Genomic DNA, 13,048 nt, shown 5'->3' with positions numbered 1-13,048 from the left:
CCCGTTCGCCACTCGAAGATGGATCACCTCATGCGTACCCTCATCCGCGCCGGCGCGCTGACCGCCGGTGTTGCGGCGGCGCTCGTGTGCGCCCCTGCCGCCCACGCCAGTGCCCCCGGTGACAACGGCACCGTCAAGATCCATGACGCCAGGACCGGCGAGGAGCTGCGCCGTAACGAGCCGCACGTGTGCAGCTTCTATCTGGACGCCTTCGGTTTCGACGGTGTGCAGCGGGTGGACTGGCACATCGAGGCCTGGGCGCCGACAGCCGCCACGAAGGGTGCCACGGTGAAGTCGGGCGCCCTCACCCTGGACACGGACGGTCACGGCCGTACCGAGGACCTGTCGCTGCCGGACGGCCATTACAAGCTGTTCTGGAACTTCGACGGTGAGAAGGGCGCGGCCAAGCACAAGGTGTTCTGGACGGACTGCGCCGCTTCGCAGGGCGGCGGGGGCGGTGCGGCGACCCCCTCCGGTTCGACGTCGCCGTCGTCGTCCGGTACGACGGCCGGGGCGTCCTCGTCGCCGTCGGGAACCCCGTCGTCGGCTCCGTCGTCGGCTCCGTCCGCTTCTCCCTCCGCCCAGGGCGGCGGCGGTGATCTCGCCGAGACCGGCAACGGTGCCCCGGTGGGTCTGCTGTCGGGCGCCGCTGCCGCGCTGGTCGGTGCGGGCGGTTATCTGGTGGCGCGGCGCCGCAGGGCCCGGCAGGGCTGAGGCGGCCCATCGCACGGGTGCCCCCGAGGTCGTACGGACCTCGGGGGCACCTTCGTGGTGATGTGGCCGTCAGCCGGTGTTGCGCAGGCCTGCTGCCACGCCGTTGACGGTGAGGAGCAGAGCGCGGGCGAGGAGCGGGTCGGGCTCGGCGCCTGCGGCCGCGGCGTCGCGCTGGCGCTTGAGCAGGGTGACCTGGAGGTAGGAGATCGGGTCCAGGTAGGCGTCGCGGACGGTGAAGGTCTGCCGGAGGGCGGGCTGGGCGTCGAGGAGTTCGCTCTCGCCGGTGACGCGCAGCACCTCGCGGACGGTCAGCTCGTGTTCGGCCTTGATGGTGGCGAAGACGTGCTTGAGGTCGTCCGGGACGAGGGTGTCCACGTAGTGCTGGGCGATCCGCAGGTCCGTCTTGGCGAGGGTCATCTCGACGTTGGACATGAAGTTGCGGAAGAAGTGCCACTGCTCGTGCATCTCGTCCAGGACGGTGTCCAGGCCCGCCTCGCGCAGGGCCTTGAGGCCGGAGCCGACGCCGAACCAGCCGGGGACGATCTGCCGGGACTGGGTCCAGCCGAACACCCACGGGATGGCGCGCAGGCCGTCCAGTCCGGCGCCGCTGTCGGGCCTGCGCGAAGGCCGCGATCCGAGGTGCAGGTCCGCGAGCTGGTCCACGGGCGTGGAGGCGAAGAAGTACGCGGGCAGGTCGGGGTCCTCGACCAGGCGGCGGTAGGCGCCGTGGGCGGCGTCGGAGACGACGTCCATGGCCGCGTCCCAGCGGGCGAGGGCCTCGTCGGACTGGCGGGGGGCGGTGTGCAGGGCGGAGGCCTGCAGGGTGGCCGCGACCGTCAGCTCCAGGTTCTCCCGGGCCAGGGACGGGATCAGGTACTTGTCGGAGATGACCTCGCCCTGCTCGGTGACCTTGATCTCGCCCTCCAGGGTGCCCCAGGGCTGGGCGAGGATGGCGTCGTGGGAGGGGCCGCCGCCGCGGCCGACGGTGCCGCCGCGGCCGTGGAAGAGGCGCAGGCGGACGCCGTAGCGGTGGGCGACGTCGCGCAGCCGGCGCTGGGCGCGGTGGATCTCCCACTGGCTGGTGGTGATGCCGCCGAACTTGGAGGAGTCGGAGTAGCCGAGCATGACCTCCTGGACGTCGCCGCGCAGCGCGACCAGGCGCCGGTAGGACGGGTCGGAGAGCATGTCCTCGAGGATGGTGTCGGCGGCGCGCAGCTCGTCGGTGGTCTCCAGCAGCGGCACGATGCCGATCCTGGCCCAGCCGGCGTGCAGGTCGAGGAGGCCGGCTTCGCGGGCGAGGACGGCGGCGGCGAAGACGTCGTCGGCGCCCTGGCACATCGAGATGATGTAGGACTCGATGACCTCGGGGCCGAAGACCTCGAGGGCGCGCTTGACGGTCCCGAAGACGCCGAGGGTCTTGGCGCCGGCCGCGTCGACGGGGGCCGGGGTCGGGGCCAGGGGCCTGCGCGAGCGCAGTTCCTTGGCGAGGAGCTTGGCCCGGTATTCGCGGGGCATGTCGGCGTAGCGCCAGGACTCCTCGCCGAGGCGGTCGAAGAGCTGGCCGAGGGCGTGGTGGTGGGCGTCGGCGTGTTCGCGGACGTCCATGGTGGCGAGCTGGAGGCCGAAGGCGGCGAGGGTGCGGATGGTGCGGCCCATGCGGCCGTCGGCGAAGAGGCCGCCGCGGTGTTCGCGCAGGGAGGTCTGGATGAGCCGCAGGTCCATCAGCAGTTCGCTGGTGCCGAGGTAGTCGCGGCCCTCCTCGTGGGGGGTGCCCTTGGCGAGGCGCTGCTTGGTGTTCTCCAGCTTCTGCCGGATGCAGGTGGCCTTGAGCCGGTAGGGCTCCTCGGAGTTGAGGCGCTTGTAGCGGGGGCTGATCTCGGGCAGCCGCTCCAGGTCGGCCTGGAGGGACTGGAGGAGTTCCTCGGTGGCGCCGGCGTAGCGGATGGAGTTGGAGAGCAGGCCGCGCAGTTCGTCGACCGTCTCCAGGGCGTCGTTGATGCCGTGCTCGTGCTGGAGGATGAGGACGTCCCAGGTGACCTGGGGGGTGACGTTGGGGTTGCCGTCGCGGTCGCCGCCGATCCAGGTGCCGAAGGTGAGGGGGCGGGTGTCGTCGGGGAGCTTGACGCCGACCCGTTCCAGTTCGGCGGTGAGGTCCTCCAGGACGTCGCCGACGGCGTCGGCGTGCAGCTCGTCCAGGTAGTAGATGGCGTTGCGGGCCTCGTCGGCGGGCTCGGGGCGTACGACACGCAGCTCGTCCGTCTGCCACACCAGGTCGATGTTCTCGGCGAGGCGGACGTCGTGGCGGCGGCGGTCGGAGTCGAGGACGGGGGTGTCCAGGAGCGCGGCGATGCGCCGGAGCTTGTTGAGGACGGACCGGCGCGCGGCCTCGGTGGGGTGTGCCGTGAACACCGGGCGAACGTTGAGGTGCTCGACGGTCTGCCTGAGGTGCTCGGGGTCGGCGTCCTTGAGGCGGTCGGCGGTGCGGGCGAGCAGGCCGCCCTCGGCGGCGCGCCGGGCGCGCAGCTCGCGGCCGCGGTGCACCTGCTCGGTGACGTTGGCCAGGTGGAAGTATGTGGAGAAGGCGCGGACCAGCTTGGCGGCGGTCTGCAGCTCGGTGCCGCGCAGCAGCTCGGCGGCGGCCTCGCCGTCCTCTCGGGTGAGGCGGCGGACCTTCTCGACCAGGTCGAGGAGTTCGGGGCCTTCCTGCCGTACGAGGGTCTCGCCGAGGAGGTCACCCAGTCGCCTGATGTCGGCGCGCAGCTCGCTGCTGGTCGTGGTGGTCTGGTCGTCGGCACTGCTCACAGGTGCGGCTCCTTGCAGTGTTGAAGCTCGTCCGGGAGGGAACCCGGGCATCCGTGCACCACGCGGCGGATGCCGCTTACGGCCGGATCGTCCGGGAAATAATCAGAGCGGACCGCGCTGTCCGACCGACTCCCAGGATAGGTGTCCACCCGGACGCGCAGGTTCTCGGGCTCTTGCCGCCGGACGATGCGCTGCCATACTTACGTCGCCGTAGGTTACGGAACCGTAGGGAGGTCCCGTTCCTGTCCCGTCCGGTCCCGCCCGCGCCGCGGCATCTGCTTCCACTCTCGACCCCACAGGGGACGCGCATGACCTCAAGTTCCGATGTGATCGAAGAAGCCCGTCAGGCCACCGACACGCTCACCCCCTCCGCCACGCTGGGCGGCGAGCAGAAGCGTTCGATCGAGCAGATCACGCTGCTCCTGTTCATCACCGTGCCGTTCCTGGCACTCGTGGCGGCCGTGCCGCTGGCCTGGGGCTGGGGGGTGAGCTGGCTCGATCTGGGCCTGCTGGTGTTCTTCTACTTCCTCGGGTGCCACGGCATCACGATCGGTTTCCACCGTTACTTCACCCATGGTTCGTTCAAGGCCAAGCGGCCCCTGCGGATCGCGCTGGCGATCATGGGTTCACTGGCGGTCGAGGGCCCGCTGGTGCGCTGGGTGGCCGACCATCGCAGGCACCACAAGTTCTCCGACGCCGAGGGCGACCCGCACTCGCCGTGGCGGTTCGGGGACACGGTCCCCGCGCTCATGAAGGGCCTGTGGTGGGCGCACATCGGCTGGATGTTCGACGAGGAGCAGACCCCGCAGGAGAAGTACGCGCCGGATCTGGTCAAGGACGGCGCCATCCGGGCGATCTCCCGCCAGTTCGTGCTGTGGACGGCGGTGTCGCTGCTGCTGCCGCCGCTGGTCGGCGGGCTGGTGACGATGTCCTGGTGGGGCGCGTTCACCGCGTTCTTCTGGGGTTCACTCGTACGGGTGGCGCTGTTGCACCATGTGACGTGGTCGATCAACTCGATCTGTCACGCGGTGGGCAAGCGTCCGTTCAAGTCGCGGGACCGTTCGGGCAACGTGTGGTGGCTCGCGGTGCTGTCCTGCGGGGAGTCCTGGCACAACCTGCACCACGCCGACCCGACCTCCGCGCGCCACGGTGTGGAGCGGGGCCAGATCGACTCCTCCGCCCGGTTCATCCGCTGGTTCGAGCTGCTGGGCTGGGCGTATGACGTGCGCTGGCCGTCACGCTCGCGTATCGATTCACGCCGTAACCCCCGGGAAGGCGGCTCCGGGCGCCGGAAGGAGACCGCCGAGGCGGCATGATTGACGCCGTGGCGACCGATTCCAGCAGCAATCCCGGCAATGACAAGCAGCGGCGGACCCGCCGGACCCGTATGACCGGTGCCGAGCGCCGCGCGCAGTTGCTGGAGATCGGTCGCACCCTCTTTGCGGCGAAGGGTTTCGAGGGCACCTCGGTGGAGGAGATCGCGGCGAAGGCCGGGGTGTCCAAGCCGGTGGTGTACGAGCACTTCGGCGGCAAGGAGGGGCTGTACGCGGTGGTGGTGGACCGCGAGATGCGCCGCCTGCTGGACATGGTCACGAGCTCGCTGACGGCCGGCCACCCCCGGGAGCTGTGCGAGCAGGCGGCCTTCGCGCTGCTCGACTACATCGAGGAGTACACGGACGGCTTCCGCATCCTGGTCCGTGACTCCCCGATCCCCCAGTCGACCGGCTCCTTCGCCTCCCTGATCTCGGACATCGCCACCCAGGTGGAGGACATCCTGGGCCGCGAGTTCAAGTCCCGCGGCTTCGACCCGAAGCTCGCCCCCCTGTATGCCCAGGCCCTGGTCGGCATGGTCGCCCTGACCGGCCAGTGGTGGCTGGACGTGCGCCGCCCGAAGAAGGCGGAAGTCGCCGCCCACCTGGTGAATCTTGCGTGGCACGGTCTGGACGGGCTTGAGCAGAAGCCGCGGTTGATAGGGCACCGGAAGGCGTAACGTCCCGGGCGACGGCGTACTATCGCGCGGTGACCAGGCAGCTCAAGGTCCGCACGAGGCGGCATCAGGCGTGGGGGACCGTCGTGTGCGGTGTGATCGCCGCCGGCTTCCTCGCTCTCGGTGTCTATCTGGGTCTTGTGGCCGTGGGGCGCCTGGGCCTGATCGGGCACCCGCTGACCATGCGGGCCGCGACCTGCTACGCGAACGTTCCGGCCACGACCTCGCGCGGCGGGGACTCGCACCCGATGCTCTCCTGCATGGGTCCTGTGGACGGGGGACGGTGGATCACGGCGACCGGCTTCTCCTCCCGTCCCCGGCCCGACGCGTCCGTGGAGGTGGCCCAGGATCCGTGGGGGTCCTGGGTGCCGGTGGACCAGGGCGGCTGGAAGCTGGGCCGCGCGCTCTCCCCGCTGATCCCGCTCGCGTTCGCGTGGGTGTTCGCCAAGTGGACGCTGATGAACTATCGGGGCTGGAGGAACTCCAGCCGGTTGCCGACCGGGTCCTCCGAGTAGAAGCGCAGGTGGCCGGGCAGGTTGTCGTCCCAGGTCACGTCCGCACCGCTCTTCGCGAGCCGGGCCGCGTACGCCTCGATGTCCGTCACCCGCAGTCCGGGGTGAGCCTTGCGCGCCGGGCGGAAGTCGGCCTCGATACCCAGATGGAGCTGCACGGCTCCCGCCCGGAACCAGCACCCGCCGCGCGCCGCCAGTACCGGCGGCTTGGGGATCTCCGTCATGCCGAGGGCGTCGACGTAGTACGCCCGCAGCTCGTCCTCGGAGCCGGGCGGTGCGGCCAGCTGGACGTGGTCGACGGCGACGAGCATCCTCATGCCTCCTTCGCAGCTACCGCGAACAGCCGCCGGAACGGCAGGACCGTGCCGTACGGCGCGCTCGGGTAGGCCTCGCGCAGCAGGTCCCGGTACTCGGTGACGAAGGCGTCGCGGGCCTCGGGATCGTCGGCGAGGGCGGTCAGGGCGGGGCGCAGGCCGGTGCCCTTGACCCAGTCCAGGACCGGGTCCTCGCCGGTCAGGACGTGGAAGTACGTCGTCTGCCACACGTCGGTCGCGCAGCCGAGGCGGGCCAGTCGGTCCAGGTAGACGCCGGGGGTGTGGACGGAGTCCGTGTGGCGCAGGACGTCGGCGAGGCGGGACTTCCAGCGCGGGGTGGCGGCGAGGTCGCGCATCAGGGCGTGCAGCGGGGCGTCGATGTTGTCCGGGACCTGGAAGGCGAAGGTGCCGCCGGGCTTCAGGGCGGCGATCCACTCGGCGAAGCGGTCGGTGTGCCCCGGCACCCAGTGGAGGGTGGCGTTGGAGACGATCAGGTCGCACGGCTCCTCGGGCGTCCAGACGCGGGCGTCGGCGTGGGCGAAGTCGAGGCGGCCGCCGCCGGCCGTGGCGCCCTCGTGGTCGACGTGGGCCTTGTCGAGCATCTCGGGCGAGTTGTCGTAGCCGGTGATGTGCGCGGTGGGCCAGCGTTCGGCGAGCAGGACGGTGACGTTGCCGGGGCCGCAGCCGAGGTCGGCGATGCGGGGGCGGTCCCCCGGGAGTGCGGGGATGCGGGCGAGCAGGTCGGTGAAGGGGCGGGCGCGGTGGCCGGCGTGGCGGAGGTACTGGGCGGGGTCCCAGCTGGGCGTCGTCATGTCCGCCACTTTCCCGCTTCATCTATCTTGATGTCAAGAGACTTGAGATCAAGAGACTTCATGTCGACACAACCACTACACTGATCTCCATGGAGGACGAGGTCGATCGGCTGGTCGCAGCGTGGCGCCGGGAGCGTCCGGACCTCGACGTGGAGCCGCTGGAAGTGCTCAGCCGGGTGAGCAGACTGGCCCGGCACCTGGACCGCGCACGTCGGCTCGCCTTTTCCGAACACCAGCTCGAACCCTGGGAGTTCGACGTGCTGACCGCGCTCAGGCGCGCGGGGACGCCGTACCAGCTCTCCCCCGGGCAGCTGCTGACGCAGACCCTGGTCACCTCGGGCACGATGACCAACCGGATCGACCGGCTCGCGAAGAAGGGCCTGGTGGAGCGGCTGCCCGACCCGAGCGACCGGCGCGGCGTGCTGGTCCGGCTGACCGACACGGGCCGGGACCGCGCGGACCAGGCACTGGCGGGCCTGCTGGAGCAGGAGCGAGCGATCCTCGCCGAGCTGTCCCGCGCCCAGCGCGCCGAACTGGCGGGGCTGCTACGCCAGTTGACCGCCCCGTTCGACAACATCCCCGGCTAGGTCCACCGGGCCCACGCCCGCCCGCCGCGCAAGGGCGACGGCGGCCAGCGTCGAGTGGACGCCCAGCTTGCCGAGGACGTTCTGCATGTGGGTGCGCACGGTGTGCGGGGACAGGTACAGCCGTTCGGCGACGGCCTTGCGGCCGAGGCCCGCGACCATGCAGCGCAGCACCTCCCGCTCGCGCGGGGTCAGCGACTCCACCAGCCGTTCGCTCTCGGTGCGGTGCTTGCGCGCGGCCGTCAGCTCCTTGAGGACGCCGGTGAGCAGCGCGGGCGGCAGATGGGTCTCGTCGCGCAGCACCCCTCGTATCACCGTCAGCAGCCGCGACAGCGAGCAGTCCTTGGCGACCCAGCCGGAGGCGCCGGCCTGCAGCGCGAGGGCCGCGCGCCGGGGGTCGTCCTTCTCGGCGAGGACCACGGTGCGCACCGCGGGCTGCGCCGAGCGGACGCCCGCGACCAGCGAGATCCCGTCGACCAGGCCCTCCTCGTTGCCCTCCTGCACGGACACGGCCGGGCGTATGCCGGGCACGTTGCCGCCCAGGTCGGCGTCGACCAGCAGGACGTCGTAGCGGCGGCCCTCGGCGGCCGCCCGCTCCATGCAGCGCAACGCGGCCGGGCCGCTGCCCGCGGCGGCGACGTCGACGTCGGGCTCGGCGGCCAGGGCCGCGGCCAGCGACTCGGCGAAGATACGGTGGTCGTCGACGACCAGGACTCGGATACGAACCACGAAACCCCCTCCCCCAGGCTCCGCACGGAGCAGGGGATAGCCAAGGTCCGGAGAACGACGACCCGCGCGGGCACGACACCTGAGGAAGGAACGCCGACCGCACGGCCGCCGCCGTTGCGGAAACTGCTACCCCCACCACAGGCGCCGTACCCGCCTGTCTCGCCCCCTGATCAGCACCGGCCCCCACCGGTGCTGCTCCTCAGAGTACGGATGGGAGCACAGAGCGGAAGCCGAATTACAGAACTGGCCGTCCGGGCACGTTTATGGTGTGCCGCATGTTTCGTATTGAGGCGGAAGTCGACAAAGCCCGGCGTGATCTGCTCCGCTCCCGGCTGCGGGACACCAACACGGCGGCGTCCCCGGTCCTGTCGGCACTGCGCGGCACCCCCGGGGAACGCGAAGTCCCCCTGCACGTCTGGGCGCTGGACTCGGCGGGAGACCTGGCCGGCGGCCTGGTCGGCCACACCTGGACGACCTGGCTGCACATCACCTACCTGTGGGTCGACGCCCGCCACCGCGGCACGGGCCTCGGCTCCCGCCTCCTCGCCGAGGCCGAGCACCTCGCCCGCACCGGCCGGGGCTGCACGGCCGCCCGGCTGGAGACCTGGGACTTCCAGGCGCCGGAGTTCTACCGCAAGCAGGGCTACGACGTGGTGTGCGTGATCCCCGACTATCCGCCGGGGATCACGGAGTTCACGCTGACGAAGCAGCTGGGGTGACCGGGACTTGGGGCCTGACCGGCGGATGCTGTCCCAGACGCTGGGTCTGGCGCGCACTTGGCACTAGTCCGACGCCGGCGGTGGCGGCGGGTAGTGCGGCCGGGGCGGGATCCGGGGCCGGGGCGGGCCCACCGGTGGCGGCGGCTGGGGTTCCAGCGAGCGCCGGGGGCGGGGTTGCGGCGGCCGGGGAGTGAGGGGCGGGGCGGGGGCCGGGGGTGGCGGCGGAGGCGGAGCCGACTGGCCGTCCGCCAGCACCGGGCCGCCCGCCCGCAGCCGCTCGATGGTCAGCTCGGCGCGACGGCGGGCCCGGGGGTCGTCGTCGCGCCGGAAGATCAGGCCGAGGCTGCGGGCGGTGCGGTACTCGACAGAGAAAATCTCGACGTTTCTGCCACCCTTGTGCTCGACGGAGACCAACTCGTACCCGAGGGCGTGCGCGATCTCCTCGGCCAGTGCCCGCTTCCCCGTGCCGAGCCGGAGTTCGACCTGCCCCCGGCCGTCGAAGCGGGACCGTATCTCGTCGGCGTCCATCCGGCCACGCCTCCCGTGAAAGACCGTCAGCCCCGCACCGGCGTGCGGGGCTGACGAGGCTAGCGGAAACTCAGACCAGCCGCCGCGCCCCCGCCGAAGGCACCGCCTCGAACACCCGCGGTGCCGTGAAGCCCGCCGCGGCGAAGGCCTCCTCGACGGCCTTCGTCAGGGTGTCGACATCCGTGGCCTCCGCCAGGACGATCGCCGAGCCGCCGAAGCCGCCGCCGGTCATCCGGGCGCCGAGGGCGCCGTTCGCGAGGGCGGTGTCCACGACCAGGTCCAGCTCCGGGCAGGAGATGCGGAAGTCGTCGCGCAGGGAGGTGTGGCCCTCGGTCAGGACCGGGCCGATGGCTCGGGTCTCGCCGGACCGGAGGAGTTCCACGACCCGCTCCACCCGCTGGTCCTCGGTGACGATGTGCCGGACGAGACGGACGACCTCCTCCTCGTCGCCGAGGCGGGCCAGGGCCGCGTCGAGTTCGCCGTAGGGGATGTCCCGGAGGGCGTCGACACCCAGCAGGGCCGCGCCCTTCTCGCAGCCCGCCCGGCGCTTGCCGTACTCGCCGCCGCTGTGGGCGTGCTTGACCTGCGTGTCGACGACCAACAGGCGCAGGCCCTCGGCCGCGAGGTCGAAGGGGATCTGCTGCTGGGACAGGTCGCGGGTGTCGAGGAAGAGCGCGTGGCCCGCCTCGCAGCAGGCCGATGCCGTCTGGTCCATGATGCCGGTCGGCGCGCCGACGTAGACGTTCTCGGCGCGCTGGCACAGGCGGGCCAGCTGCCAGCGCTGGAGGCCGAGGTCGTACAGGTCGCCCAGCGCGAGCGCGATCACGACCTCCACGGACGCCGAGGAGGACAGGCCCGCGCCGGTCGGGACCGTGGAGGAGAGGTGGATGTCGGCACCGGTGACCGAGTGCCCGGCCTCGCGCAGGGCCCAGACCACGCCCGCCGGGTAGGCCGTCCAGTTCTGGTCGCTCTGCGGTGCGAGCTCGTCCAGCCGCAGCTCCACGACCCCGCCCTCGATGTCCGCCGAGTGCAGGCGCAGGACGCCGTCGGTGCGGCGGGAGACCGCCGCCGTCGCCCGGTGCGGCAGCGCGAACGGCATCACGAAGCCGTCGTTGTAGTCGGTGTGCTCGCCGATGAGGTTGACCCGGCCCGGCGCCGCCCACACTCCCTCCGGTTCGGCCCCGTACAGCTCGGCGAAGCGCTCCCGGACCTGCTGTGCCCCCACTACTGCTCCCTTGCTGTGCTGATGTGCCGCGCGAACTCCCACGCGTCCGCGACGATCCCCGCGAGATCCGCGCGGGACGGGTTCCAGCCCAGCTTCTCGCGGGCCGTGTCCGCCGAGGCGACCAGCACCGCCGGGTCGCCGCCGCGGCGCGGGGCCACCACCTCGGGGATCGGGTGCCCGGTGACCGTGCGGACGGTCTCGATGACCTCGCGGACGGAGAAGCCGCTGCCGTTGCCGAGGTTGCAGATCAGGTGCTCGCCCGGCTGCGCGGCCGTCAGGGCCAGCAGGTGGGCCTCGGCCAGGTCCGCGACGTGGATGTAGTCGCGGATGCAGGTGCCGTCGGGGGTCGCGTAGTCGTCGCCGAAGACCGAGATCGCGTCGCGGCGGCCCTGGGCCACCTGGAGGACGAGCGGGATCAGGTGCGACTCGGGGTCGTGGCGCTCGCCGTACGCGCCGTAGGCGCCGGCCACGTTGAAGTAGCGCAGGGAGACCGCGGCCAGGCCGCGGGCGTTCGCCTCGCTGGTGATCATGTGGTCGACGGCGAGCTTGGTGGCGCCGTAGGGGTTGGTCGGCTTCGTCGGGGCGCTCTCCACGATCGGGACCCGCTCCGGCTCGCCGTAGGTGGCCGCCGTGGAGGAGAAGACCAGCTTGCGCACGCCCGCCTCGCGCATGGCGCCGAGCAGGGCCATGCTGCCGGCGACGTTGTTGTCCCAGTACTTCTCCGGCTTCACCACCGACTCGCCGACCTGCGAGGAGGCGGCGAAGTGCAGCACGCCGTCGTAGGAGGAGTCGAGCCATTTGGCGGCGTCGCGGATGTCGCCCTCGACGAAGGCGGCGCCGGCGGGCACGCCCTCACGGAAGCCGGTCGTGAGGTTGTCGAGGACGGTGACCTCGTGGCCGGCCTCCAGCAGGTGCTGGGCCACGACACTGCCGACGTAACCCGCCCCACCCGTCACCAGGTACTTCATGAACTCGCTACCTCTCGCAGTCGCTCGGCCGCGCGCTCCGGCGGCACGTCGTTGATGAACACGTTCATGCCGGACTCGGAACCCGCGAGAAACTTCAGCTTGCCGGAAGTGCGGCGGATGGTGAAAAGCTCGAGGTGGAGCGCGAAGTCGTCCCGTGTCACACCGTCGAACTCCTCCAGCGCGCCGAACGGGGCCTGGTGCCAGGCCGTGATGTACGGCGTCGGAGGCTCACCTTCGCCGAAGATCCGGTCGAAGCGCCTCAAGAGTTCCAGATAGATCTGGGGGAATTCTGTGCGTGCGGCCTCGTCGAGCGCGAGCAGGTCGGGCACCCGGCGCTTCGGGTACAGGTGGACCTCGTAGGGCCAGTGCGCCGCGTAGGGCACGAAGGCCGCCCAGTGTTCACCCTCAAGGACGACCCGCTCTCCGGCGAGTTCCCGCTCCAGGACGGCGTCGAACAGGTTCTCCCCGCCCGTCGCCTCCTTGTGGGCCGCGAGCGACCGGAGCATCAGCGCGGTGCGGGGCGTGGTGAAGGGGTAGGCGTAGATCTGACCGTGCGGGTGACCCAGAGTCACACCGATCTCCGCACCCCGGTTCTCGAAACAGAACACCTGCTCGACGGAGGGCAGATGCGACAGCTCCGACGTCCGGTCCGTCCACGCCTCCAGCACCAGGCGCGCCTGCTCCTCGGTGAGGTCGGCGAAGGACGCGTCGTGGTCGGAGGTGAAGCAGACGACCTCGCAGCGGCCGGAGTCGCCGGCCAGCGAGGGGAAGCGGTTCTCGAAGACGACGACGTCGTACGAGGAGTCCGGGATCTCGCTGAGCCGCTCGCCCTGGGTGGGGCAGAGCGGGCATTCGTCGGCCGGCGGGTGGTAGGTGCGGCCCTGGCGGTGAGAGGCGATGGCGACCTGGTCGCCGAGCAGCACATCACAGCGGACCTCGGACGTGGTGACCGTACGGTCCAGCGGGCGGCGGTCCACCGCGTCCCGCACGGTGTCGTCCCGCAGGTCGTAGTAGATCAGCTCACGACCGTCGGCCAGCCGGGTCGAGGTCTTCTTCACGCCGGACTCCTTGTTCAGCCCCGAGGGGTGTGTCCCGCACCCAATCACTCAACACAATCAAACATAACAGACCACAACCCGACAACACCCAGGACC

General features: G+C 71.3%; 14 protein-coding genes. 6 read left to right on the top strand and 8 right to left on the bottom strand.

Annotated features, from left to right (window positions below; genetic code table 11):
- The first annotated feature begins 30 nt into the window (after positions 1-30).
- Positions 31-714 (top strand): LPXTG cell wall anchor domain-containing protein, encoded by a 684-nt coding sequence (locus tag AQI88_RS21905; RefSeq protein WP_067002057.1) that lies wholly within the window; start codon positions 31-33, stop codon positions 712-714.
- Positions 715-783: 69 nt separating this feature from the next.
- Here AQI88_RS21905 and ppc read toward each other — a convergent pair whose 3' ends face one another.
- Positions 784-3,516 (bottom strand): phosphoenolpyruvate carboxylase, encoded by a 2,733-nt coding sequence (ppc, locus tag AQI88_RS21900; protein WP_067002054.1) that lies wholly within the window; start codon positions 3,514-3,516, stop codon positions 784-786.
- A gap of 308 nt (positions 3,517-3,824) precedes the next feature.
- Here ppc and AQI88_RS21895 point away from each other — a divergent pair, with 308 nt between their 5' ends.
- The 3 genes from AQI88_RS21895 to AQI88_RS21885 are packed head-to-tail and all read left to right on the top strand — an operon-like array spanning position 3,825 to position 6,018.
- A complete protein-coding gene (locus AQI88_RS21895; protein WP_067002052.1) occupies positions 3,825-4,832 on the top strand; it encodes an acyl-CoA desaturase in 1,008 nt (335 codons plus the stop codon).
- Positions 4,829-5,506 (top strand): TetR/AcrR family transcriptional regulator, encoded by a 678-nt coding sequence (locus AQI88_RS21890; protein ID WP_067002049.1) that lies wholly within the window; start codon positions 4,829-4,831, stop codon positions 5,504-5,506. Before AQI88_RS21895 ends, AQI88_RS21890 begins: the two co-directional genes overlap by 4 nt.
- A 29-nt stretch (positions 5,507-5,535) precedes the next feature.
- Positions 5,536-6,018, top strand: a complete 483-nt coding sequence (locus AQI88_RS21885) for a hypothetical protein (protein WP_159050373.1) — start codon at positions 5,536-5,538, stop codon at positions 6,016-6,018.
- On the opposite strand, the gene AQI88_RS21880 is transcribed toward AQI88_RS21885, so the two are convergent.
- The gene (locus AQI88_RS21880) at positions 5,967-6,326 is read right to left on the bottom strand and encodes a VOC family protein (RefSeq protein ID WP_067002044.1); all 360 of its coding nucleotides are present in this window, start codon (positions 6,324-6,326) and stop codon (positions 5,967-5,969) included. The genes AQI88_RS21885 and AQI88_RS21880 overlap by 52 nt on opposite strands.
- Positions 6,327-6,328: 2 nt before the next feature.
- A complete protein-coding gene (locus tag AQI88_RS21875) occupies positions 6,329-7,141 on the bottom strand; it encodes a trans-aconitate 2-methyltransferase (protein WP_067002041.1) in 813 nt (270 codons plus the stop codon).
- An 89-nt stretch (positions 7,142-7,230) separates the two neighbouring features.
- Here AQI88_RS21875 and tamR point away from each other — a divergent pair, with 89 nt between their 5' ends.
- Positions 7,231-7,728 carry a MarR family transcriptional regulator TamR gene (gene tamR, locus AQI88_RS21870; protein ID WP_053661755.1) on the top strand — a complete coding sequence of 166 codons (498 nt, stop codon included), beginning with the start codon at positions 7,231-7,233 and terminating at the stop codon, positions 7,726-7,728.
- Here the strand turns inward: tamR and AQI88_RS21865 are convergent.
- On the bottom strand, positions 7,687-8,454 hold the full coding sequence (locus AQI88_RS21865; protein WP_067002039.1) for a LuxR C-terminal-related transcriptional regulator: 768 nt from the start codon (positions 8,452-8,454) through the stop codon (positions 7,687-7,689). The two genes, tamR and AQI88_RS21865, sit on opposite strands and share 42 nt — an antisense overlap.
- Positions 8,455-8,717: 263 nt before the next feature.
- Between AQI88_RS21865 and AQI88_RS21860 the strand changes: the two genes are divergently transcribed.
- Positions 8,718-9,173 carry a GNAT family N-acetyltransferase gene (locus AQI88_RS21860; protein ID WP_208615859.1) on the top strand — a complete coding sequence of 152 codons (456 nt, stop codon included), beginning with the start codon at positions 8,718-8,720 and terminating at the stop codon, positions 9,171-9,173.
- A 63-nt stretch (positions 9,174-9,236) separates the two neighbouring features.
- On the opposite strand, the gene AQI88_RS21855 is transcribed toward AQI88_RS21860, so the two are convergent.
- The 4 genes from AQI88_RS21855 to galT form a co-directional block, all read right to left on the bottom strand.
- Positions 9,237-9,701, bottom strand: a complete 465-nt coding sequence (locus tag AQI88_RS21855) for a hypothetical protein (RefSeq protein WP_067002034.1) — start codon at positions 9,699-9,701, stop codon at positions 9,237-9,239.
- Between the two features lie 70 nt (positions 9,702-9,771).
- On the bottom strand, positions 9,772-10,926 hold the full coding sequence (gene galK / locus AQI88_RS21850) for a galactokinase (RefSeq protein ID WP_067002032.1): 1,155 nt from the start codon (positions 10,924-10,926) through the stop codon (positions 9,772-9,774).
- Positions 10,926-11,894, bottom strand: coding sequence for a UDP-glucose 4-epimerase GalE (galE, locus tag AQI88_RS21845; RefSeq protein WP_067002030.1), 969 nt, complete (start codon positions 11,892-11,894; stop codon positions 10,926-10,928). Before galE ends, galK begins: the two co-directional genes overlap by 1 nt.
- Entirely contained in the window at positions 11,891-12,952 is a 1,062-nt protein-coding gene (gene galT / locus AQI88_RS21840) for a galactose-1-phosphate uridylyltransferase (RefSeq protein WP_067002027.1), read from the bottom strand. Before galT ends, galE begins: the two co-directional genes overlap by 4 nt.
- Positions 12,953-13,048 lie beyond the last annotated feature (96 nt).

Origin of the sequence: Streptomyces cellostaticus, from assembly GCF_001513965.1 — a bacterium.
GTDB classification, from domain to species: domain Bacteria; phylum Actinomycetota; class Actinomycetes; order Streptomycetales; family Streptomycetaceae; genus Streptomyces; species Streptomyces cellostaticus.
The sequence above is the reverse complement of the archived record's forward strand: the minus strand, read 5'-3'. Positions and strand labels throughout refer to the sequence as shown.

Bases quoted from the DNA above. Each gene is read 5' to 3' on its own strand.
- AQI88_RS21905 (WP_067002057.1), top strand. From the start codon at position 31: ATGCGTACCCTCATCCGCGCCGGCGCGCTGACCGCCGGTGTTGCGGCG.
- AQI88_RS21895 (WP_067002052.1), top strand. From the start codon at position 3,825: ATGACCTCAAGTTCCGATGTGATCGAAGAAGCCCGTCAGGCCACCGAC.
- AQI88_RS21890 (WP_067002049.1), top strand. From the start codon at position 4,829: ATGATTGACGCCGTGGCGACCGATTCCAGCAGCAATCCCGGCAATGAC.
- AQI88_RS21880 (WP_067002044.1), bottom strand. From the start codon at position 6,326: ATGCTCGTCGCCGTCGACCACGTCCAGCTGGCCGCACCGCCCGGCTCC.
- AQI88_RS21875 (WP_067002041.1), bottom strand. From the start codon at position 7,141: ATGACGACGCCCAGCTGGGACCCCGCCCAGTACCTCCGCCACGCCGGC.
- tamR (WP_053661755.1), top strand. From the start codon at position 7,231: ATGGAGGACGAGGTCGATCGGCTGGTCGCAGCGTGGCGCCGGGAGCGT.
- AQI88_RS21860 (WP_208615859.1), top strand. From the start codon at position 8,718: ATGGTGTGCCGCATGTTTCGTATTGAGGCGGAAGTCGACAAAGCCCGG.
- AQI88_RS21855 (WP_067002034.1), bottom strand. From the start codon at position 9,701: ATGGACGCCGACGAGATACGGTCCCGCTTCGACGGCCGGGGGCAGGTC.
- galE (WP_067002030.1), bottom strand. From the start codon at position 11,894: ATGAAGTACCTGGTGACGGGTGGGGCGGGTTACGTCGGCAGTGTCGTG.